The 21,999-nt window shown below is 71.1% G+C and carries 20 protein-coding genes; 11 read left to right on the top strand and 9 right to left on the bottom strand.

Translation table 11 applies throughout. The features are described 5' to 3' along the window. Positions 1–4: 4 nt before the first annotated feature. Both ACIA5D_RS35355 and ACIA5D_RS35350 read right to left on the bottom strand, forming a co-directional pair. Entirely contained in the window at positions 5–1,276 is a 1,272-nt protein-coding gene (locus ACIA5D_RS35355; protein ID WP_396034752.1) for an ABC transporter substrate-binding protein, read from the bottom strand. Between the two features lie 83 nt (positions 1,277–1,359). Then, complete coding sequence (locus ACIA5D_RS35350; RefSeq protein ID WP_396034750.1) at positions 1,360–2,550, bottom strand: ROK family protein; 1,191 nt, start codon at positions 2,548–2,550, stop codon at positions 1,360–1,362. A 194-nt stretch (positions 2,551–2,744) separates the two neighbouring features. Between ACIA5D_RS35350 and ACIA5D_RS35345 the strand changes: the two genes are divergently transcribed. After that, the gene (locus ACIA5D_RS35345; RefSeq protein ID WP_396034749.1) at positions 2,745–3,956 is read left to right on the top strand and encodes a chitosanase; all 1,212 of its coding nucleotides are present in this window, start codon (positions 2,745–2,747) and stop codon (positions 3,954–3,956) included. A 56-nt stretch (positions 3,957–4,012) separates the two neighbouring features. Here the strand turns inward: ACIA5D_RS35345 and ACIA5D_RS35340 are convergent, their stop codons facing one another. Continuing rightward, complete coding sequence (locus ACIA5D_RS35340) at positions 4,013–5,173, bottom strand: homogentisate 1,2-dioxygenase (protein ID WP_396034748.1); 1,161 nt, start codon at positions 5,171–5,173, stop codon at positions 4,013–4,015. A gap of 113 nt (positions 5,174–5,286) precedes the next feature. Between ACIA5D_RS35340 and ACIA5D_RS35335 the strand changes: the two genes are divergently transcribed. From ACIA5D_RS35335 to ACIA5D_RS35315, 5 genes are read left to right on the top strand one after another with little or no spacing between them, the layout of a single operon-like run. Then, entirely contained in the window at positions 5,287–6,132 is an 846-nt protein-coding gene (locus ACIA5D_RS35335; RefSeq protein ID WP_396034746.1) for a hypothetical protein, read from the top strand. Further along, on the top strand, positions 6,129–7,226 hold the full coding sequence (locus ACIA5D_RS35330; RefSeq protein ID WP_396034745.1) for a fumarylacetoacetate hydrolase family protein: 1,098 nt from the start codon (positions 6,129–6,131) through the stop codon (positions 7,224–7,226). The genes ACIA5D_RS35335 and ACIA5D_RS35330 overlap by 4 nt, the downstream gene beginning before the upstream one ends. Before the next feature lie 45 nt (positions 7,227–7,271). Further along, positions 7,272–7,730: an SRPBCC family protein gene (locus ACIA5D_RS35325; RefSeq protein WP_396034744.1), complete on the top strand. Its 459-nt coding sequence runs from the start codon at positions 7,272–7,274 to the stop codon at positions 7,728–7,730. A gap of 14 nt (positions 7,731–7,744) precedes the next feature. Further along, positions 7,745–8,878 carry a PQQ-binding-like beta-propeller repeat protein gene (locus tag ACIA5D_RS35320; protein WP_396034743.1) on the top strand — a complete coding sequence of 378 codons (1,134 nt, stop codon included), beginning with the start codon at positions 7,745–7,747 and terminating at the stop codon, positions 8,876–8,878. A gap of 13 nt (positions 8,879–8,891) precedes the next feature. Then, positions 8,892–9,695 (top strand): SMP-30/gluconolactonase/LRE family protein, encoded by an 804-nt coding sequence (locus tag ACIA5D_RS35315; protein ID WP_396034742.1) that lies wholly within the window; start codon positions 8,892–8,894, stop codon positions 9,693–9,695. A gap of 78 nt (positions 9,696–9,773) precedes the next feature. On the opposite strand, the gene ACIA5D_RS35310 is transcribed toward ACIA5D_RS35315, so the two are convergent. Beyond that, on the bottom strand, positions 9,774–10,883 hold the full coding sequence (locus ACIA5D_RS35310; RefSeq protein ID WP_396034741.1) for an ROK family protein: 1,110 nt from the start codon (positions 10,881–10,883) through the stop codon (positions 9,774–9,776). A 52-nt stretch (positions 10,884–10,935) separates the two neighbouring features. Here ACIA5D_RS35310 and ACIA5D_RS35305 point away from each other — a divergent pair, with 52 nt between their 5' ends. Beyond that, positions 10,936–12,135, top strand: a complete 1,200-nt coding sequence (locus ACIA5D_RS35305) for an MFS transporter (protein ID WP_396034775.1) — start codon at positions 10,936–10,938, stop codon at positions 12,133–12,135. Between the two features lie 17 nt (positions 12,136–12,152). Here ACIA5D_RS35305 and hisC read toward each other — a convergent pair whose 3' ends face one another. The 4 genes from hisC to hppD are packed head-to-tail and all read right to left on the bottom strand — an operon-like array spanning position 12,153 to position 16,118. Then, a complete protein-coding gene (gene hisC / locus ACIA5D_RS35300; RefSeq protein WP_396034740.1) occupies positions 12,153–13,241 on the bottom strand; it encodes a histidinol-phosphate transaminase in 1,089 nt (362 codons plus the stop codon). 39 nt (positions 13,242–13,280) lie between these two features. Next, complete coding sequence (locus tag ACIA5D_RS35295; RefSeq protein ID WP_396034739.1) at positions 13,281–14,357, bottom strand: RDD family protein; 1,077 nt, start codon at positions 14,355–14,357, stop codon at positions 13,281–13,283. After that, positions 14,354–14,953 carry an RDD family protein gene (locus ACIA5D_RS35290; RefSeq protein ID WP_396034738.1) on the bottom strand — a complete coding sequence of 200 codons (600 nt, stop codon included), beginning with the start codon at positions 14,951–14,953 and terminating at the stop codon, positions 14,354–14,356. Before ACIA5D_RS35290 ends, ACIA5D_RS35295 begins: the two co-directional genes overlap by 4 nt. Before the next feature lie 10 nt (positions 14,954–14,963). Beyond that, a complete protein-coding gene (gene hppD / locus ACIA5D_RS35285) occupies positions 14,964–16,118 on the bottom strand; it encodes a 4-hydroxyphenylpyruvate dioxygenase (protein ID WP_396034737.1) in 1,155 nt (384 codons plus the stop codon). Between the two features lie 88 nt (positions 16,119–16,206). Between hppD and ACIA5D_RS35280 the strand changes: the two genes are divergently transcribed. The 3 genes from ACIA5D_RS35280 to ACIA5D_RS35270 all read left to right on the top strand — a co-directional run bounded on the left by ACIA5D_RS35280 (position 16,207) and on the right by ACIA5D_RS35270 (position 19,787). Then, on the top strand, positions 16,207–16,692 hold the full coding sequence (locus ACIA5D_RS35280; RefSeq protein WP_396034736.1) for an Lrp/AsnC family transcriptional regulator: 486 nt from the start codon (positions 16,207–16,209) through the stop codon (positions 16,690–16,692). Positions 16,693–16,755: 63 nt separating this feature from the next. Further along, positions 16,756–18,057 (top strand): PQQ-binding-like beta-propeller repeat protein, encoded by a 1,302-nt coding sequence (locus tag ACIA5D_RS35275; RefSeq protein WP_396034735.1) that lies wholly within the window; start codon positions 16,756–16,758, stop codon positions 18,055–18,057. A 71-nt stretch (positions 18,058–18,128) separates the two neighbouring features. Beyond that, positions 18,129–19,787 carry a fumarate hydratase gene (locus tag ACIA5D_RS35270; RefSeq protein ID WP_396034734.1) on the top strand — a complete coding sequence of 553 codons (1,659 nt, stop codon included), beginning with the start codon at positions 18,129–18,131 and terminating at the stop codon, positions 19,785–19,787. Here ACIA5D_RS35270 and ACIA5D_RS35265 read toward each other — a convergent pair. After that, positions 19,784–20,299, bottom strand: coding sequence for a hypothetical protein (locus ACIA5D_RS35265; RefSeq protein ID WP_396034733.1), 516 nt, complete (start codon positions 20,297–20,299; stop codon positions 19,784–19,786). The two genes, ACIA5D_RS35270 and ACIA5D_RS35265, sit on opposite strands and share 4 nt — an antisense overlap. Positions 20,300–20,641: 342 nt before the next feature. On the opposite strand from ACIA5D_RS35265, the gene ACIA5D_RS35260 reads away from it, so the two are divergent. Continuing rightward, entirely contained in the window at positions 20,642–21,997 is a 1,356-nt protein-coding gene (locus tag ACIA5D_RS35260; RefSeq protein WP_396034774.1) for a class II fumarate hydratase, read from the top strand. Positions 21,998–21,999: the final 2 nt, after the last annotated feature.

Genomic DNA, 21,999 nt, shown 5'->3' with positions numbered 1-21,999 from the left:
AGGGTCAGCCGCCGAGGGTCATGACGCTGTTGATCTGCTTGTCGGCATCGGCCAGGCCGGCGTCGAGGTCCTTCACCTTGCCGGCCTGGTAGTCGGTGAGGAACTTGCCGAACGTCTCCTGATAGGCCGGTCCCGAGGCGGACGGCGGCGTGGTCATCGAGTTCGGGTTGTTGAAGATGTCGATGAACGCCTTGAAGTCCGCGTCCCCGTTCAGCGTCGGGTCGGCGATCGACTTCGTCGTGGTCGGCACGTTCTTGAGCAGGCCGGCCAGCTTGGTGACGGCCGCGTCGTTCGTGGTCAGGTACTTGATCAGTTCCCAGGCCGCCTCGGGGTTCTTGGCGTTCTTGGAGATGCCCAGGATGTTGCCGGTCACATAGCCGCCGCCGTAGCGGGCCGGGTCGGTGGTCGGGATCGGCGCGACGCCGTACTTGAGAGTGGGGGCCTGGTCCTTGAGGAACGCGAGGCGGTACTCGGCGTCCATGTTGATCGCGACCTGACCCTTCTGGAAGGCGTTGTCGGCGCTGAACTCGTCACCCAGCGAAGCCTTGAACTTGGTCAGGTTGTCGTAGCCGTACCAGTCGACCAGGTTCTTCTGCCAGGTCATCAGCGTCTTCCAGTTCGGGTCCGCGCCGACGGCCGACTTGCCGTCATCGGTCAGCCACTTCGCGCCGGTGGCCGGGGCCAGGTGCGCGGCCGCGTTCTCGTAGAAGTCGTAGAGCGGCAGGAAGCCGACCGTCTTGAGCGAGCCGTCCGGGTTCTTGACGGTCAGCTTCTTGGCGTCCTCGGTGAGCTCGTCGAGCGTCTTCGGCGGGCCGGCGATGCCCGCCTTCGCGAACAAGTCCTTGTTGTAGTACATGCCGTACGCGTCGGCGAGGAACGGCATCGCACAGCGCTTGCCGTCGAACTCGGTGTACGACCGGGTGGTGGCGTTGAGCTGGTTGAGGTCGACCTTGTCGCGGTTGATGTACTGCGTGAGGTCGACCCACGCTCCCGACGAGCAGAACTTGCCCACGATGTCGGTGGAGTAGGAGAGCCCGACGTCCGGCCCGTTGCCGGCGCCGATGGCCTGGGTGACCTTCGAGTCGTCCTGCCCGGACTTGACGGTCACCTTGATGTTCGGGTGCGTCGACTCGAAGTCCTTGATGACCTGGTCGATGGCGTCGGCCTCGCGCTCGGTGAAGAAGTGCCAGAGCTCGACGGTCCCGGAGACCGAGGCCCCGGGATCGGCGATCTTGGTCTCTTCCTTCGGCGCCGGCGTGCAGGCGGTGGTCAGCAAAACGGCGGTTCCGAGGGCAAAAAGGGCAAGGGGTATCCGTTTGTTCACTTCGGCCTCTCAACTGACTCAGTGCAGCGGGGGGATCAGCTGTCGCGAATTGCGGTGATCAAGGCTTCGCGGACCGCGGTGAGCCCGGCATCGAGCGCGCCGAGCAGCACCGCGTCGTCGTCGATGGTGGTGACCGCGATCGTGCTCTCCAGCGGCGCGGTGCGCCGGGCGGCGGCGGTCACCGCGGTCAGCAGCGTGTCGCCGCCGGCCTGGGCGATCGGGCCGGCCAGCACAACCAGGTAGGGGTCGAGCACGGCAGTAACAGCGGCCAGGCCGACCGCGATGCGGTCGGCCAGCGTGGTGAGGAACTCCCCGGCGGGCTGAGCCGCGGAGGGTAGGGCCGCGGCGGCCCGCACGACGTCGGCCGGGGTCTCCCCAGCGATGCCGTTGTCGCGGGCCAGATCGAGGATGGCCGCGCCGCCGAAGAGGTCTTGCAGGTCGAGCTTGCGGTGGGTGGAGTCGGGTGAGTACAGCGGCATGTAGCCGATCTCGCCGGCGCCGCCGCGGGCGCCACGGATCAGCGAGCCGTTGATGTCGATGGCCAGACCGAGGCCGTCCTGGCCGATCCAGAGCAGCGCGAAGCCGTCGGCGTCGCGGCCGGTGCCACGCCTGCGCTCGGCCACCGCGGCCAGGTTGACGTCGTTGTCGACGCCGATGTGCGTGCCGAGCGCCGCGGCGATCTCGGGCACCAGGCCGGCGCGGCCGAAGCCGGGCACGTCGACGTGCCGGATGGTCTCGGTGCGCGGGTCGTACGAGCCGGGGACGCCGAGCTGCACGTGCCGGATGCGGTCGGCCGGCACCAGCGCCTCCTCGCGCAGGCGGGCGACCGCATCGACCAGCGCGTCGGCCGGCTGGGTGGCCAGGAAGTCGACGCGGGAGTCGAAGCGGGCGCGGACCGTGCCGGTGAGGTCGCAGAGCGCGGCCGTGACGGAGGGGGTGCCGCTGGTGCCGATGTCCCGCACCGAGACGGCCGCCGTGTAGGCCGCCTCCGGGTTCGCGGCGTAGATCTCGGCGTTCGGTCCGGGGCGGCCGCTGTTGTGGCCAACCACGTTGACCAAGCCGGCGTCGGTGAGCCGGCGCAGCACCTCGGAGATGGTCGGGGTGGAGAGCGCGGTCAGCTTGCGCAGGTCGGACCGGGTGAGCATGCCCGGATCGAGCAGATGCGCGAGCGCCGCGCTCTCATTCATGGCGCGGAGCAGCTTGGACGAGCCGGCCAGACGCGTCAACGGGGCTCCCGTGGTGATTGGCAAACTGACTAACAGTTGCAACGGACGGTAGGCACGGGCCCGGCATGTGTCAAGGCCCACTCCGGGCAGCCTAGACCCCGCCATCGACGGGGATTGATAAACCTCTTTAACAGTTGTAGCGTCTCGATCCAACGCGCGCGCCATCCCCGTAATCCCCCTCTTCGAGGAGCGCCATGAACCGCGTGAGGACACTCGCGTACGCCTCATTGGGCCTGGTCATCCCCGCGGCAGCCGTAGTTCTCGGCTTGCTGCCGGCCAGTGCCGCCACCGCCGGGCCGATCAAGGGAATCGGCGGCAAGTGCATCGACGTCGCCGGCGCCGCCAGCGCCAACGGCACCGCCATCCAGCTCTACGACTGCAACGGCAGCGCCGCCCAGCAGTGGACCGTCGGCAACACCGACGGCACGATCCGGGCGCTCGGTAAGTGCATGGACGTGACCGCGGCGTCCACGACGAACGGAGCGAAGATCCAGCTGTACGACTGCAACGCTACCGGCGCCCAGAAATGGACCGTCTCCAACGGCGCGCTGGTCAACACCGGGTCGGGCAAGTGCCTCGACGCCACCGGGCAGAGCTCGGCGAACGGCACCCGGCTCCAGATCTGGACCTGCACCAACACCGCCAACCAGACTTGGACCATGCCCGGCGGAACTACACCCACCAGTCCGCCCACCACTGCCCCTTCGGGCAAGAACCTGGACGATCCGGCGAAGAAGGACGTCGCCATGCAGATCGTCTCGGCGGCCGAGAACTCGTCGCTCGACTGGCGGGCGCAGTTCTCGTACATCGAGGACATCGGCGACGGGCGGGGCTACACCGCCGGGATCATCGGCTTCTGCTCGGGGACCGGCGACATGCTCGAGCTCGTCGAGGCGTACACGAACACCAAGCCGTCCAATGTGCTCGCCAAGTACCTCCCGGCGCTGCGCAACGTCGACGGCACGGACTCGCACAGCGGCCTCGACCCCAACTTCACCCGGGACTGGAAGACCGCGGCGGCCGACTCGGTGTTCCGGGCCGCGCAGGAGGCCGAGCGCGACCGCGTCTACTTCAACCCGTCGGTGCGTGACGGCAGGAGCGACGGCGTGCGGGCGCTCGGGCAGTTCGCCTACTACGACGCGGCGGTCATGCACGGGTACGAGGGCATGCGCGCCATCCGCAGTCGCGCGCTGGGCAAGGCGAAGCCGCCGTCCCAGGGCGGCGACGAGCGGGCCTGGCTCAACGCGTTCCTCGACGAGCGGGTCATCGAGATGAAGAAGGAGGAGGCCCACTCGGACACGTCCCGGGTGGACACCGCGCAGCGGGTCTTCCTCAACAACGGCAACTTCGACCTGAACACGCCGCTCGACTTCAAGGTCTACGGCGAGAGCTTCCACATCGGCTGAGGCGGCAACCCGGGGCCGGATTCGCCCGGCCCCGGGTCACCGGCCGTCCGCGAAGGTCAGTTGCGGCTCCAGGTCCACGCGTAGCCGGTGTCCTCGACGGACAGTCCCGCCTCGCACAGGTCGAGCGGGCGGAACGTGTCGACCATGACCGCCAGCTCGTCGAACGCCTCGGCGCCCAGTGCCCGCTCGACCGCCCCGGGCTGCGGGCCATGGGTGAAGCCCGACGGGTGCAGCGAGATCGACCCCTGCTCGATGCCGGAGCCGCGCCGCGCCTCGTAGTTGCCACCGGTGTAGAACAGCACCTCGTCCGAGTCGACGTTGTGGTGGTTGTACGGCACCGGGATCGCCAGCGGGTGGTAGTCGACCTTGCGGGGCACGAACGAGCAGACCACGAAGTTGGGGCCCTCGAAGGTCTGGTGCACCGGCGGCGGCTGGTGGATGCGGCCGGTGATCGGCTCGAAGTCGTGGATCGAGAACGCCCACGGGTAGAGGCAGCCGTCCCAGCCGACCACGTCGAACGGGTGGTGGGCGTAGACGTGCCTGGTCCAGCCGGCGCGGTGCTTCACGTACACCTCGACGTCGGTCTCGTCGACCAGCAGCGGGTCGGCGGGCGCGCGCTGGTCGCGCTCGCAGTACGGCGAGTGCTCGAGGAACTGCCCGCGCACCGAGAGGTAGCGCTTGGGCGGGCCGATGTGCCCGGTGGCCTCGACCGTGAGCATCCGCACCGGGCGGCCCTGCGGCACGATCCGGTGAATCACCGAGGTCGGGATGATCACGTAGTCGCCGGTGCCGGCCTCGAGGCGGCCGAACGTCGACTCGATGATCGCGGTGCCCTCCTCGATGTAGAGGCACTCGTCGCCGACCGCGTTGCGGTACAGCGGGGAGGGCCGGTCGGCGATCACGTACCCGATCCGGACGTCGTTGTTGGCCAGCAGCTGCCGCCGGCCGAGGACCGCGTCGGCGGGACCCTCGTCGAGCTTGTGCGTGCGCAGGTGGCGCGGCTTGAGCGGCAGGTTCGGCCGCTGTGCCGCGGCCGGCGGCGAGAACTCGGAAGCGGACACGATCGCGGTCGGCGCGTGCCGGTGATAGAGCAGGGACGAATCGGAGGAGAAGCCCTCCTGCCCCATGAGCTCCTCGGCGTACAGGCCGCCGTCGGGGCGCCGGAACTGAGTGTGCCGTTTGTGTGGCACCTCGCCGACGCTGCGGTAGTACGGCATCGTTGCCTCCCACCTCATAAGCCGATCCAGCCGGACAGAAGGGCCCAGCCGGTAAAATCCGACATAGCGGACGTGGTTGTCCGCTTCTCGAAGCGTCTATTAGGTTCAGTTTCGTGTCAACGCTGGTGCCAACGCTCTTCGCCGGGCTGGTCGATGACGCGTCCCTGCTCCCACCCAGCTTCATCAGCCTGCCCGACGCCGTGGCCAAGCACGGCGAGCATCGAGCAGCCTGGTTCGCCCGATTGCTCGGGCCGTTGCTGGTCCCGGCGTCGCTGATCGATGGCGAGCCCCCGGCCCGGGAACTGCCGGTCGCGCTCATCGGCGACGTCCCGGTGGGCGCGGTGCCGGCCGCGGTGGAGAAGCTGCGGTCGGGCGGCGCCGTGGTCTTCCACATCGAGGTGGCGGTGGCCCGTCGCGGGGAGGACCCGCAGCCCGGGCTGGCCGGCTTGCGCTCTCTCGCCGGCAACGACAAAGACCTCGAGGTGTACGCCGAGATCCCGCTGAGCTGGGGACTGCTGGCCGCCCTCGACACGGTGGCTGAGTGCCGCGCCGAGGGTCTGCGCCTGGCCCCGAAGTTCCGGGTCGGCGGGCTCGCGGCCGAGCTGTTCCCGACTCCGGTCGAGCTGGCCGCCGTGCTGTGCGCCTGCCGCGACCGGGAACTGCCGTTCCGGCTGGCCGCGGGGCAGCGGCACGCGATCCGGCACACCGACCCCGAGACCGGCTTCACGCACCACGGCTTCCTCAACGTGCTGGCCGCCTCGATCCTCGCGACCGACGGCGCCGAGGTGGCCGAGGTGGCCGAGGTGCTGGCCGCCACCCACCCGTTGCCGCTGGTCGAGCCGGCCCGGCTCCGGCGCGAAGATCCGCGGCCGCTGTTCGTCGGCTTCGGCGCGGCCAACGTGGTCGAACCGCTCACCGAGCTCGTCCGGCTCGGCCTGATCAACGGAGGCCGTCAATGAGTCGCTACGGCATCGAAAATCTTCCGTACGGCGTGTTCAGCCGGCCCCGCGAGGGCCCGCGTCTCGGCGTACGCCTGGGGTCGTCCGTCATTGATCTTTCGTCGCTCGGCGGCCTGCTCGACCAGCCCTCACTCAACCCGCTGATGGCGGCCGGACGGGCACAGTGGACGGCGGCGCGCGCGGCGATCGCCGAGCTCGTCGCGGCCGGGCCCGAGCGGATCCCGCTGAGCGAGGTGACGCTGCACCTGCCGTTCGAGGTGGCCGACTACACCGATTTCTACTCGTCGGAACAGCACGCGCTGAACGTGTCGGCGATCCTGCGGCCCGACTCGCCCGGCCTGCCCGAGCATTGGAAGCATCTGCCGATCGGGTATCACGGCCGGTCGAGCACGGTGGTGGTTTCGGGCACTCCGATCCGGCGGCCGTCGGGGCAGCTCGGGCCGGGCGTCTTCGGCCCCAGCCGGCGGCTCGACATCGAGGCCGAGGTGGGGTTCGTGGTCGGCGTGCCGGGGCGGCGGTTGCGAACGGAAGACTTCACCGACCACGTCTTCGGCATCACGCTGGTCAACGACTGGTCGGCTCGTGACATCCAAGCCTGGGAATATCGACCCTTGGGTCCCTTCTTGGCGAAATCTTTCGCCACATCGGTCTCGCCGTGGGTCGTGCCTCTCGCCGCACTGACCGCCCTTGATCATCCGCGGCAAGATCCACAGCCACTGACCTATCTCCAGCCCGCCGGCCCCGCCTACGACCTGCGGCTCTCGGTCGAGTGGAACGACACGCGGGTGAGCTCGCCGCCGTTCGCCTCGATGTACTGGACGGCAGCGCAGCAGCTGGCCCACCTGACCAGCAACGGCGCCTCGGTGCGCACGGGCGATCTGTTCGCCTCCGGCACCGTCTCCGGTCCGCGGCGCGACCAGGTCGGGTCGTTCCTCGAGCTCACCGTCAACGGCGCCGAGCCGGTGAAGCTTTCCGACGGCAGCACCCGCGGTTTCCTCGAGGACGGCGACAAGGTCACCATCGCCGGAACCGCGATCGGCGCGGCCGGCGTGGAAATCGGTTTGGGCGAAGTGACCGGAACCGTACTCCCCTAGTGCTGAGCGTCTTACCCTCGTAGCGTGTACGCGGGAGGTCACGCTATGTCGACGGTCGCGGTGACACGCTTGGTCGAGGCGCCCGTCGCCGCGGTCTGGCAGGTGTTCACTGATCTGGCTCGCCGGCGCGAATGGTTGTCGGCGGTCGCCGCCGTCGAGGTGCTCACCCCGGGCCCGTTCGGCGCCGGCGCCACCTGGCGCGAGACCCGCCGGATGGCCGACGGCGGCGAGATCACCGAGGAGTTCCGGGTTCTGGAGTGCGTGATCCCCGAGCGGTTCGTGGTCACCTCGCCCGGCATCGGCGCCGACTACCGCATGACGTACTCGTTCGTGCCCGTCGTCGCCGGCCGGCACAAGGGCGGCACGATGGTCACCGTCGTGCAGGACGGCAGCGCGACCGCGCCGGCCGGCCGTTTCCTCGCGCTGATCTTCGGCGGTCTCGCGGCCGGCACGGCCGAGGGCGCCCTCCGGCGCGACCTGGACGATCTGGCCGCCGCGGCCTGACATAGTCTCTGCTGGTGTCACGGGTGCTGCTGCGGTCGCTGTTCGCGCTGGTCGTGGCAGCCGCGGCGGTGCTGATCGGCTGGCGCGTCCTCAAACCGGCCGAGGTGCTGGCGACCGTCGCGCCGCCCTACCCGACCGCCCACGCGGAACATCCGCACACCACCGGCCAGCTCGGGATCGCCCCACTGATCGTCGGCGACAAGATCCGGGTCTACGCGTCGAAGCGTCAGGTCCGGGCCGACGCGCCGGTCGACGCCGAGACGGTCTACACCGCGATCTGGAGCTTCCGGCGCTGGCCCGAGCAGCTCTCCGGACTGGTCGCGTCGGGCGCGACGGTGGTCAGCCGCTGGTCGGACGGCGACCTCGTGGCGATCGACGGGGGTACCGGCAAGATCATCTGGCGGGTGTCCGGGCCCTCGGGGCCGGGCTTCGAGGGACATCGCACGGGTTCGGCCACCGTGTGGGCGCCGGCGGGCCTGCGGGTGGCCGGGCCGAGCGTGCTGGTCACGGCGGGTGGGCAGCTTTTCGCGTACGCGATGAGCACCGGAACCCCACTCTGGAGCGCGACCTGCGCGCAGGCCTTCACGACCGCCGCGGCTCAGGTTGTCTGCCCGTCGGGTGTCTACGACGCCGGCAGCAGAACGCCCGTCGCTTCGTTCCCGCCCGGGCCATACACGCCGGTGGGCTGCGATGTCGCCTCGTCGTCGTGCGCCGGGCTGCGCGACGGCAGCGGCCACGGCTGGCTCACCACCTCGCCCGAGCCTGTCCGCTCGGCGCCGCTCGATCGCCCCGACGCTACCGTCGCGGCCGGCCTGGTGGTCTCCGCCGACGGCCACGCGGTCGATGCGGTCACCGGCGCGGCGCGCCACGACTATCCCGCCGGCAGCCGGGTCCTCGGGGCCGCGGCCGGGCGCGTCGTGCTGCTCACGCCCGGCCGCACGCTGCTGCTGGCCGACCCGCGGACCGGCGCGGTCATCGCCTCGTTCCCGCTCGAGCTGGTGCGCGAGGGCACCAGGTGGGATCCCGGCCGCTGGCAGGTGACCGATCACCATATGGCGGTCGAGCGGCTCGCGCCGGACCGCCCGGATGATCCGGACACCCCCGGCTACTACTTCTCGGTCGACACCGTGGTCGTGGCCGCGCTGTGACTACTGTGGTCGCATGGCGGACCCGCGGGTGGTGCTGACCGGAATAGTCATGGGCGAGTCGGCCCGCTGGCACGAGGATCATCTGTGGTTCTGCGACTGGGTGGCGGGCGAGGTGATCCGTCTCTCCGACGGCGAGCCGACCGTGGTGGCCCGCATGCCCGGCCTGCCGTTCTGCATCGACTGGCTGCCCGGCGGCGAACTGCTGATCCTCGATGGGCCGGGCGCGCGGCTGCTGCGCGACGGCCAGGTCCACGCCGACCTGGGGCACATCGACGCGGCGCACCCGTGGAACGACATCGCCGCCGATTCGCGGGGCAACGCCTTCGTCAACAACATCGGCTATGACTTCCCGGGCGGGGCGCCGGCGCCGGGCATCGTCGCCGTAGTGACTCCCGGCGGCGCGGCCCGCCAGGTGGCTGACGGGCTGCTCTTCCCCAACGGCATGGCGGTCACGGCCGACGACGCCACGCTGATTGTCGCCGAGTCGCATGCCGCCCGGCTGACCGCTTTTGACATCGCTGCCGATGGCGGGCCGACCAACCGCCGGGTCTGGGCCGACCTGCCCGGCTCGGCGCCCGACGGCATCTGCCTCGATGCCACGGGTGCGGTCTGGTATGCCGACGTGCCCAACCAGCATTGCCGCCGGGTCCGCGAGGGCGGCGAGATCCTGGCTACGATTCCGCTGCCGGACGGCGCCTTCGACTGCGCGATCTCGGACGACCAGCGGACGCTGTACGCGGTGACCGCCGACTACACCGACCCCGAGGCGATGTTCGCGGGGCACACGGGCCGGCTCTTCGCCGCCGACCTGCGCTGACCCCGGCCGGCAGCGCCCACGGGAAGCCGGCCGCATCTGCCCACGATGATGAGTTGCCGTGAACGGCCCGGCCGGCGGTCAGGCGAGTTCCGGCAGCAGCCGTGTCCACGCCTCCTCGGCCGCTCCCGCGATCGGGCCGTCGTCGCCTAGTGCCGCCGGGACCACCGGCGGTGGCGCCGCCCGGTGCACCCGCATCAGGCCGGCCCGATAGGCCGCGTCGATCTCCGCCGGGGCCGCCGCCAGCAGGTCCACGCCGATGCCGCCCAGCGTCACCAGGTCGGCATCCAAGCCGTTCACCAGGCCGGCCATGCCGCGGCCCAGCGCGGCCGCGACCGTCCGCACCGCCGCGCGCGATGCCGGATCCGGCGAGGCGATCACGCGGCGGGCGTAGCTGACCGGGTCGGGCGGGGCGGGCTTGCCCAGCAGGCGAGCCAGGGCCGTGCCGTCCACCGCCGTGCCCCAGCAGCCGGTGGCGCCGCACGGGCAGGCCACCGCCGGGTCGCCGAAGGGCATGTGGCCGAACTCGCCGCCGGCGCCCCGGGCGCCGAGCAGGGCTCGGCCGTGGTCGACCACGGCGCCGCCCAGGCCGCCCTCGATGCGCAGGTGCAGGGCCACCGTCGCGTCCGCCGCGGCGCCTCGGTGGGATTCCGCGGTGGCGGCCAAGGTGGCGTCGTTGCCGGCGGCGAGGACATCGCCGGGCCACAGCGGGGTCAGGTCCACGTCGTCCCAGCCCAGGTTGCTCGCGGTCAGGCGCAGCGCGGGGGAGACCGTGCCGGGCAGCGACACGCCCATCGCGCGCAGTCTGCCGACGTACGCGTGCTGAAGTGCCTCGACCGCGGCCGTGACCGCGGCAGTCACCGCGACCCACGTGGCGCCGGCGTGCCGGCCGGTCGCCGAGGTCAGGCCCTTGCCGCCCAGCTCCACCACATCGACCCGCCAGGCCTCGTGGGTGATCGCCACGGCCAGCACCAGCGGGCCGGCGGGATGCGGCACGAGCACCGTCGTGGGGCGGCCGCGATTGCCGCTGGGTGCGGCCGGCGCCTCGGCGAGCAGGGACTGCTGCGCGAGGCGGGCGACGATCTCGGTGGCCGCGCCGGTGCCCACCCCCACCAGCCTCGCGGCGTCGGCGCGAGTGACGCCCGGGCGCGTGTGCGCGACCCGGAGCAGCTCGGTTGAGCGCGTCGTCACATCCCGTTCCCTTCTTTTGCTCTGATCAAGAGCTTAATCTGCGAGAGTGACCATGAACCGCCCGGCGCTGGCCGTCCTCGGGGCCTCCGCCTTCTGCTTCGTCACCGCCGAGACGCTGCCGGTCGGGCTGCTCCCGCAGATCGCCGACGGCCTGCACGTCGACGAGGCGCACGTCGGACTGCTGCTCACCAGCTACGCCGTGGTCGCCGCGATCAGCACCATCCCGCTGACCGCGCTCACCATGCGGGTGCCGCGGCATCTGCTGCTCGCGATCACCATGGCGATCTTCGTGGTCTCGCAGGGCGCGGCCGCCTTCGCGCCGACCTTCCTCGTGCTCGCGGCGACCCGGCTGGTCTGCGCGCTGGCGCACGGGGTCTTCTGGTCGATCATCGGGCCGGTCGCCGCCCGGCTCGCCCCGCCGGGACAGGCCGGGCGGGCGACGGCGCTGGTCTTCATCGGCAACTCGCTGGCGATCGTGGCCGGCGTCCCGGTCGGCACGGGGATCGGGCAATGGCTGGGCTGGCGGGTGGCGGTCGGCGTGGTGGCGGCGGGCGGCGCGGTCTGCGTGCTTCTGCTGCGGCGGGCGCTGCCCGCGCTCGACCCGCTGCCGCACGACCGCGAGACGCGCCTCGGCACCCAGCTGCGGGCCTCGGTGGCGATCATCCGCGATCGCCGGGTGGCGCTGCTCTGCGTGATCACCGGGATCCTGGTGGTAGGCCACTTCGCGGCCTACACCTACATCGCCCCGCTGGTGAGACGCGACGGCGGGTTGCAGGGCTTCGGCCTGAGCGCATTGCTTCTGGGGTACGGCGCGGCCGCGCTCGTCGCCGGATACGCGGTCGGCCGGCACATCGATCGGCGGCCCGGACCGGCGCTGACCCTGCTCCTCGCGGCGCTGGCCGTCGCGGTCGCCCTGCTCGCGCCGGTGCTCGGCCCGGTGCCGACCGTCCTCGCCGCGCTGCTGTGGGGCGGAGCGTTCTGCGCCATTCCGGTCTGCCTGTCCGCCACGGCGCTGCGCATCGCGCCGCGCGCCCGCGACGCCGCCTCGGCCGTGTACGTGGTGTCGTTCCAGATCGGGATCGGCGGCGGCGCGTTCGTGGGCGAGCGGTTCGCCTCGGCGGCCCTGCTCGGCGGGCTTCCGCTGCTGGCGGCCGGTCTGGCCCTGGTGGCGCTGGTGATGGTCGCGCGGGCCCGGGAGGTCTTCCCGGCCCGCCTGGAGGAGGCCGACCACCACCTCGCCGCCGCCCACTAGATCAGTCGCCCACTGGATCAGGCGAGCTGCTCGAGCGCGACCTCGGCGGCGGCCAGGAAGGCGTCGTTCTCCTCCGGGGTGCCGATCGTGACCCGTACACCGTCGCCCTGGAACGGACGCACGATCACCCCGCGGCCCTCGCAGACCGCGCCGAACGCCGCGGCCTGGTCGCCCAGGGGCAGCCAGACGAAGTTGGCCTGGCTCTCCGGCACGTTCAGGTGCAGTTTGCGCAGCGCCTCGGTGACCCGGGCCCGCTCGGCGACGACCAGGCCGCAGCGACGCTTGACCTCGCCCTCCTGCGCGAGCGCGGCCATCGCGGCGGCCTGCGCGACCAGGCTCGTCGAGAACGGCGTAAGCACCTTGCGGATGGCCGAGGCCACCTCGGGCTGCGCCACCAGGAAGCCCATCCGCAGGCCGGCCAGGCCCCACGCCTTCGACATCGTGCGCAGCACCAGCACGTTGGACCGGTCGGCGTAGGTGCCGATGCCGTCCGGCACGTCGGGGTCGGTCACCATCTCGCGGTACGCCTCGTCGAGCACCACCAGCACGTCGGAGGGCACCTCGGCGAGGAACCGGTCGATCTCGGCCTTGCGCACCGCGGTGCCGGTCGGGTTGTTCGGGTTGCAGACGAAGACCAGGCGGGTGCGCTCGGTGATCGCGTCGGCCATCGCCGCGAGGTCGTGGCCGTGGGTCGCGGTGTTCGGCACCCGCACGCTGGTCGCGCCCGAGCCGGCCGAGATGATCGGGTACGCCTCGAACGAGCGCCACGAGTAGACGATCTCGTCGCCGGGCAGGCAGGTCGCCTTCACCAGGATCTCGGTGAGCGCCACCGACCCGCAGCCGGTGACGATCCGGTCGGCGGCGACGCCGTACCGCTCGCCGAGCGCGTCGCGCAGCGCGACCGCGCCCATGTCGGGGTAGCGGTGCGAGTGGAGCATCGCGTCGGTCACCGCCTCGACCACGCCGGGCAGCGGCCCGTACGGCACCTCGTTGCTGGCGAGCTTGATCGCCTCGGCGATGCCGAGCTCGCGGGTCAGATCGGCGAGGTTGCGGCCGGGCACGTAGGCGGGAAGTCCGTCCAGGTCGGCGCGGGTGAGGCGGGTCATTTCAGGATCCTTTAGTCCGTTTTGCGCGGCGGCTGGGCCTTACGAGCTGCTGCTGCTGCTGCTGCTGCCGCCGCCGCCGCTGGTGGAGGAGGCGTCGACGGGTTGCCGGTCGTGCGGAGGCAGGGCGATGACGACCGTCCGGGCGGACTTGTCGTGGTACGCCTGCCGGAGCTGTTGGTCGAACACGGGTGAGAGCGAGTCGATGAACTGCAGGACCAGCCCGAGGCCGGCGCAGCCCCAGGCGGGAGTCCACAGGCCGAGGCGGGCCCAGCGGCCGAACGCGCGGCCGAAGCCGAGCGGCTCGGTGTTCTCGATCGCGACCACCTTGATGCGCATGACGCGTTTGCCGAGGGTCTGCCCGCTGCCGGCGATGGCCGGCGCCTCATAGAGCAGCCACAGCAGGGTGGCCACGATCAGCATGGCCCAGAGCAGGCCGTCCATCCGGGAGGAGGCCTGCGACGTGACCTCGGAGGCGTCGCCGCCGTTGGCCGCGGTGTTCCAGGCGTCGCGCAGGATGGGCCGGAACTCCTGCCACCACTGGTAGGCGAAGTAGCCGTTGACCACGACGTTGAGCAGCAGCACGGCGATGATGTCGAGCAGCCGGGCCACCAGGCGCGGGCCGAGACCGGCCAGGGCGAAGCCGTGCGGGCGCGCCTCGACGCGGTGGGGGTAGGCGGCCATCCGCATGGCGGGCGACATCTGCTGCCACCCGGGCGGCTGCTGCCATCCCGGTGGGCCCTGCGCGGGCGGCTGCCATCCCGCCGGGCCCTGTGTGGGTGGCTGGCCTTGCGCCGGCGGCTGGCCCTGCCCCGGCGGCGGGCCCTGTGCGGGCGGGGGCTGCCAGCCCGGGGGCGGCTGCCAGCCCGGGGGTGGCGGGGGCATCGGGCCCCAGCCCGGCGGCGCCTGCTGCTGCGGCGTCTGCTGCGATGGCGACACCGGCGCCACGGCCGGCTCGGGCGCCGGGGCGGGTGGGGGCTCCTCCTCGACCGGGGGCGGCCCGTCCGGCGGAACCGCGTCGGCCGGGATGGCCTTTCCGAGCCAGCCTTCACCGTCCCAGTAGCGCTGGGTGGTGGGGTCGGCCGGGTCCTTGTACCAACCGGCAGGCAACGAGCTCATGCGGAAACCTTAACCACCACGGTCTGAGCGGCCTTGTCGTGCAGGGTCTGCAGGTAGGGCTTGTCCCAGAGCTGCCACAACCCGTCGACATAGCTGAAGAACGGGACGAACATCCCGGCGACGTGCTGCACCAGGTAGCGGCGGGCCGCCATGCCGCGGGTCAGCCTGGCCGACGGGTCGATCGGCACCACCCTGATCTTCATGGCCTTCTTGCCGAGGGTCTGTCCGCTCCGGTGCATGAACTCGACCTCGTACAGGTAGTACACCAGCAGGTAGAGGACGAAGAAGCCGGCCTCGATGAGCAGCAGCGGCAGCCAGATCTGGTGGAGGAAGACGTTCGGGTCGTCGGTGGTCGGCCGGCCGGCGAGCGACAGGCCGAGCATGATGCCGGCCACGATCAGATAGACGAAGGCGACCGCGCCGACCAGCAGCGCGTCGATGATGTATGCGAGCAGGCGGGTTCCGAAGTCGGCGAGCGGCGCCCCCGCCGGGCTGATCGGCGGGGGTGGCCCGACCGGCACGTAGTAGTACTGCGGGTACGGGTGGGGCTGCGCCACCGCCGGATAGCCCGGCGGTGGCCCCGGAAGCTGGGTCACGCGGACAGTGTTACAGGTTCCCGCGACGCTCCTGCTCCCGCTCGATCGCTTCGAAGAGCGCCTTGAAGTTCCCCTTGCCGAAGCCGAGCGAGCCGTGCCGCTCGATCAGCTCGAAGAACACCGTCGGCCGGTCCTGGACGGGCGCCGTGAAGATCTGCAGCAGGTAGCCGTCCTCGTCCCGGTCGACCAGGATCCCGCGCCTCTTGAGCTCGTCGATCGGGGCACGCACCTCGCCGATCCGGGCGCGTAGCTCGGGATCGTCGTAGTACGAGTCGGGGGTGTTCAGGAACTCGACGCCGGCCGCGCGCATGGCGTCGACGCTGGCCAGGATGTCGTTGGTGGCGACCGCGATGTGCTGGGCGCCGGGGCCGCCGTAGAACTCGAGGTACTCGTCGATCTGCGACTTGCGCTTCGAGACGGCCGGCTCGTTGAGCGGGAACTTCACCTTGCGGTGGCCGTCGGCGACGACCTTGCTCATCAGCGCCGAGTAATCGGTGGCGATGTCGTCGCCGATAAACTCGGCCATGTTGGTGAAGCCCATGACCCGGCCGTAGAACTCCACCCACTCGTCCATCTTGCCGAGCTCGACGTTGCCGACGACGTGGTCGACGGCCTGGAAGTAGCGCTTCGGCTGGACGCCGGCCGCGATCGCGGCGGTGCGGTCGACGATCGGGGCGCGGGTCACGAAGCCCGGCAGGAACGGGCCGTCGTACCCGGAGCGGTCGACCAGCGAGTGGATGGTGTCGCCGTAGGTGGCGATCGCGGCGATCCGGACGGTGCCGTGCTCGTCCTTGAGGTCGTGCGGCTCGGTGACCCCGCGGGCGCCCGCGTTGATCGCGTGCAGGTAGGCGGCGTCGACGTCGGGCACCTCGAGCGCGATGTCGTGGATGCCGTCGCTGTGCTTGGTGACGTGGTCGGCGCCGGGCGCGCCCGCGTGCACGGCGCCGGTGATCAGGAACCGGGCCGAGCCGCTGACCAGCACGTACTCGGCGTGGTCGCGATAGCCCTGCTCGGGGCCGCGGTAGGCGACACAGGTCATGCCGAAGGCTGAGGAGTAGTAGTGGGCCGCCTGCTTCGCGTTGCCCACGAGGAACTGCAGGTAGTCGACGCCCTTGACGGGGAAGACGTCGGCCTTCGTTGTCTCGTGTTCCATCATCTGCGTCATGTTCAGAGGCTGCCCCTGCCCGTTTCAGTGGGCAATAGTCGATGTTTTCGCTGAGCAGTCTGCGCAACTCGTCCGGTAGCTTGCTTGGATGACCATGCAAGTTGTCCAGCTCGACCTTCTCGACGCAAGGCTGGTGGAACTGCTGGCGGCGGAGCCGCGCATCGGCGTACTCGAAATGTCGCGGCGTCTCGCCGTCGCTCGCGGAACCGTTCAGGCAAGGCTGGACAAGCTGATCGCGCGCGGCGCGATCAAGGGCTTCGGGCCCGAGGTGATTCCCGAGGCCATCGGGTACGGGGTGATGAGCTTCGTGACCCTCGAGATCAGCCAGCGGTACGGGCACCAGGCCGTGGCCGATCACCTGGCCGAGATCCCCGAGGTGCTCGAGGCGCACACGATCACCGGCAGCGGCGACGTGCTCTGCCGGATCGTGGCCCGCTCGAACGCCGACCTGCAACGGGTGATCGACCAGATCGTCGGCTACGAGGGCATCGTCCGCGCATCGACCATCATCGCGCTGGCCGAGCTGATCCCTTATCGCACGTTGCCGCTGGTGCGGGCCGCATCCGGCACATAAGGGATCGACACGGGCATATCGAGATCCATCGCGCGTGGGATTGACGTCGTTAGCGTGTCGCGCATGGCGTCGGGTGGCAGCCCCTGGAAGGGCTACGGGCTGGCCGCACTCGTGCTGGTCATCGTGCTCGCGACCACCGGCGTCTGGAACCCGTGGCCCAAGGTCTGGAACTGGATCAACACGAGCGAGCCGATCGCCGCGGGCGTCTCCCGCTGGCAGACGACGATCGGCGGCAGCCCGCAGAGCGTCACCATCGCCGGCGACTCGGTGATCGTCGAGTACCGCACCTCGGTCGAGGCGTACGGGCTGACCGCGGGCCTGCAGCTCTGGAAGAGCGATGCCGACTGGGCCGCCGTGGCCGGCGAGGGCAACGACGCCGTGGTGGTCACCGGCCGGCTGCTCGAAAAGGGCTACCAGGTGCTCGACCCCCGCAGCGGGGCGGTCCGCCGCACCGACACCCAGGCCAGCGCCGTCTGGACCTACCGCACCGGCATCCTCGACCTGCACTGCGCCAAGGGCGGCGACTGCGAGCTCACCGCCTGGGACATCAGGGGCACCGCGCGCTGGCGGGTCAGCACCGGCGGCATCGGCTTCGTGCTCGACGCCGCCAACCCCGACCTGCCCGACACCAACCCGCTCACCGCCAACGGCATCGACGACGACGTGGCCGGCCCGCGGGAGATGCCGGCCCTGATCGGGCTGCCCGACGACCGCAAGGTCCGGGTGATCGACACGGCGACCGGCAAGCTGGTGCAGACCGCCGAGCCCGCCGCCGATCAGCGCGTCGCGGTGACCGGCGGCCGGGTGCTCACGGTGACCGGCACGGCCGGCGACGGCACCTGCTATTACGGCGTGGTCGCCACCGACCCGCCCGGCGGCGGCACGGTCTGGAAGAAGGACGGGCTCAACCTGCGGACCGCGTCCAACGGTTCCGGCTGCAAGCAGGACCGCGACCCGGCCGGCGGCGAGGACGTGGTGCTCGGCGTCGACCCGGTCGGCAAGCAGGAGCTCATCGCGGCCCACGACGGGCGGGTGCTGTGGCACGGCGCCAAGGGCGAGGAGGTGCTCGCGATCAACGACGGCTTCGCGGTGATCCGCAGTGCCGACAAGGCGACCCTGCGTGGCTTCTCGATGGCCACCGGCGAGACCGCGTGGAGCCGCCCGGCCGGCACCGGGGCGTCCGCCGCGCTGACCCCGTACGCCGTGATCATCGTCACTACGAAGCCCAGCCGCGTCGCCGCGCTGTCGCCCTCGAGCGGCCACCTGCTCGCCGAGGTTCGGACAAGTGCCAAGATTTTCACGGCCGGACCCAGCGGAATGATCGCCGTCGACGGCCGCGACATGGCCTACCTGCCGTTTGCTTGACCGAACTGGTATGCGGCTCACGGCCGGAGCGGTTCGCATGACCGGGCGCCGCTGTCCTAGGCTTGCCCGTCATGAGCAGAGGCGCCGCATTCTCGTACTCGCCGCTGTTGCCGATCGGCGACGACCTGACCGAGTACCGACTGGTCACGGACGAGGGCGTGGACGTGGTCAACGGCCCCGGCGGGCGGCGGTTCCTCACCGTCGACTCGTCGGTGATGACCCAGCTCACCGCCGAGGCGATGCACGACATCGCGCACTTCCTGCGCCCGGCGCACCTGTCCCAGCTGCGCTCGATCATCGACGACCCCAAGGCGTCGCCGAACGACCGGTTCGTCGCGCTCGACCTGCTGCGCAACGCGAACATCGCGGCCGGCGGCGTGCTGCCGATGTGCCAGGACACCGGCACCGCGATCGTGATGGGCAAGCGCGGGCGGCACGTGCTCACCGACGGGCTCGACGAGGAGGCCATCGCGCAGGGCGTGTACCAGGCGTACACCCGGCTCAACCTGCGCTACTCCCAGCTCGCGCCGCTCACCATGTGGGACGAGCGGAACACCGGCTCCAACCTGCCGGCCCAGATCGAGCTGTACGCCGAAGACCCGGGCGGCCAGCCCGACGCGTACAAGTTCCTGTTCATGGCCAAGGGCGGCGGCTCGGCCAACAAGAGCTACCTGTACCAGGAGACCAAGGCGCTGCTGAACCCCGCACGCATGATGGAGTTCCTCGACGAGAAACTGCGGCTGATCGGTACGTCGGCCTGCCCGCCCTACCACCTGGCGGTCGTCATCGGCGGCACGAGCGCCGAGTACGCGCTCAAGACGGCCAAGCTGGCCAGCGCGAAGTACCTCGACAACCTGCCCCGGCACGGCACGATGTCCGCGCACGGCTTCCGCGACCTCGAACTCGAGGCGGCGGTGCTCGAGCTGACCCGCGACTTCGGAATCGGCGCGCAGTTCGGCGGGCGGTACTTCTGCCACGACGTACGCGTCATCCGCCTCCCGCGCCACGGCGCGTCGTGCCCGGTCGCGATCGCCGTCTCCTGCTCGGCCGACCGCCAGGCGCTCGCGAAGATCACGCCGTCCGGCGTGTGGCTGGAGCGCCTCGAGGCCGACCCGGCCCGCTTCCTGCCCGACGTCGAGCTCGACGAGGGCCCGGTCGTGAAGGTCGACCTCAACCGGCCGATGGCCGAGATCCGCGCCGAGCTGTCGCAGTACCCGGTGAAGACCCGCCTGTCGCTGACCGGCCCGCTGGTCGTGGCGCGCGACATCGCCCACGCGAAGATCTCGGAGCGCCTGGCGGCCGGCGAGCCGATGCCGCAGTACCTGCGCGACCATGCGGTGTATTACGCCGGTCCGGCGAAGACTCCCGAGGGCTACGCGTCGGGCTCGTTCGGCCCGACCACGGCCGGCCGCATGGACGCGTACGTCGAGCAGTTCCAGGCCGCCGGCGGCAGCCTGGTGATGCTCGCGAAGGGCAACCGCTCGGCCCAGGTGACCCGGGCCTGCCAGTCGCACGGGGGCTTCTACCTGGGCTCGATCGGCGGGCCGGCGGCGCGGCTGGCCCAGGACTGCATCCGCCATGTCGAGGTGCTCGAGTACCCCGAGCTCGGCATGGAGGCGGTCTGGAAGATCGAGGTGGAGGACTTCCCCGCCTTCATCGTCGTCGACGACAAGGGCAACGACTTCTTCGCCGAGGTCACCAAGCCCGTGCTGGCGATCGGCCGCCGCTAGCCGCAGTAGCCGGCTACCGGGGTCAGCCACTCGTTGAACTGGGCCTGGACCGTCTTGTTCAGATCGGTCAGGGATTTCACCCGGTCGAAGTAGCGGCGGTCGGTGGCGCTGCTCTCCAGCTTCGAGGCCGACACCTTGCCGGCCGCCTGGAAGTCGGGGTCCTGGGCCGTGGCCGTCTCCTTGCGGATTTTGGTCGCGGCCGCCTTCAACTGGCCGGCGGCGCTCGTCTCGGCCTTCTCGGCGTCGGCCGTCCGCTTGTTCTCCTTGTAGGTGACCATCTTGCCCATCGCGGTGCCGAAGGAGCGCAGCTCGATCGAGTACAGGGTCTGTAGCTTGTCGCAGACGAGCTTGGTGCTGGTCGAGTAGTCGGGCGCCGCCGAGGCGCTGGGCGCGGCGGTGGCCGCGGTGCGGGTGGGCGCCGCCGCCTCGGGGTCGGCCTTCGCGTCGCTGTCGCAGGCGGCGCCGGTCAGCAGGGCGCTGCCGGCGATCGCGGCCAGGATGGCGCGTCGCATGGGGTGATCCTTCTCGTCGGGTACGTCCGAACCCGGCCGACGTTACGTTCCGGCTCGGCCAACGTCCAACCCACAGTGATCATCACAATACGAACAGCCCGCCCGGCGTCTACGAGGCGGTGGGCCGGTTCGCCGAGTGCGTCGCGTCGGCCCAGGCGTCTCTGCGGCTGCGGGCACTGACCGGCGACGCCGACCGGGCCCGGGCGCCGCTGCACAACCTCGCCGGTGGGTGCGCGAGCGCCGGCTCGCCGGTGGTGAGGATCAAGTGCGGCCCGCGGCCGGGCGAGGGACGATGGTGGGGTGACTACCGAGCAGAGCGGCTACCGGGTCGAGCGGGACACGATGGGCGAGGTCCGGGTGCCGGCCGACGCCCTGTGGCGGGCGCAGACGCAGCGGGCGGTGGAGAACTTCCCGATCTCGGGGCGAGGGCTCGAACCCGGGCACATCGCCGCCCTGGCGCAGATCAAGGGCGCCGCCGCGCAGGTGAACGCGGCTCTCGGCGTACTCGATGACGATCTCGCCAAAGCGATTTCACGTGCAGCGGCGCATGTGGCCGCCGGGGGTTACGACGACCAGTTCCCGATCGACGTCTTCCAGACCGGGTCGGGCACGTCGTCGAACATGAACGCCAACGAGGTCATCGCGACGCTGGCGTCCCGGGAACTGGGCCGGCCGGTGCACCCGAACGACCACGTCAACGCCTCGCAGTCCAGCAACGACGTGTTCCCCTCCTCGATCCACCTGGCGGCGACCGAGGCCGTCGTGAACCAGCTGATCCCGGCGCTCGAGCATCTGCAGGGGGCGCTGACCACGAAGGCCGACTCCTGGGCGACGGTGGTCAAGAGCGGGCGGACGCACCTGATGGACGCGACGCCGGTCACCCTCGGCCAGGAGTTCTCCGGGTACGCGGCCCAGGTCGCCGCCGGCGTCGAACGGCTCCACGCCATGCTGCCCCGCCTGGCCGAACTGCCGCTGGGCGGCACCGCCGTGGGAACCGGCGTCAACACGCCGCCCGGCTTCGCGCCCGCGGTGATCGAGCGGCTGCGCGAGAGCACCGGCCTGCCGGTGACCGAGGCGCGCAATCACTTCGAGGCGCAGGGCGCGCGGGACGGCCTGGTCGAGGCGTCCGGCCAGCTGCGCGCGATCGCGGTGAGCCTCTACAAGATCGTCAACGACATCCGCTGGATGGGCTCGGGCCCGCGGGCCGGCCTGCGCGAGCTGCGCCTGCCCGATCTCCAGCCCGGCTCGTCGATCATGCCCGGCAAGGTCAACCCGGTGGTCCCCGAGGCGGTCCGGCAGGTCGCGGCCCAGGTCATCGGCAACGACGCGACCGTGGCGTTCGCCGGCACCCAGGGCGACTTCGAGCTCAACGTCATGCTCCCGGTGATGGCCCGCAACCTGCTCGAGTCGATCCGGCTGCTCGGCGCCGCGTCCCGGTTGCTCGCCGATCGATGCGTGGCCGGCCTCGAGCCGAACGTCGAGGTCGCGCTCGCGTACGCGGAGGGATCGCCGTCGATCGTCACACCCCTCAACCGCTTCATCGGGTACGAGGAGGGCGCCGCGATCGCCAAGGCCGCCCTCGCCTCCGGGCGCACCATTCGCGAGCTGGTGATCGAGCGAGGTCACGTGGCCGAGGGGCGCCTCACCGAGCAGCAGCTGGACGAGGCTCTCGACGTGCTCCGGATGACCCGCCCCTGACC

Origin of the sequence: Actinoplanes sp. NPDC051513 (genome assembly GCF_044454685.1) — a bacterium.
Taxonomy (GTDB): Bacteria; Actinomycetota; Actinomycetes; order Mycobacteriales; family Micromonosporaceae; genus Actinoplanes.
The sequence above is the reverse complement of the archived record's forward strand: the minus strand, read 5'-3'. Positions and strand labels throughout refer to the sequence as shown.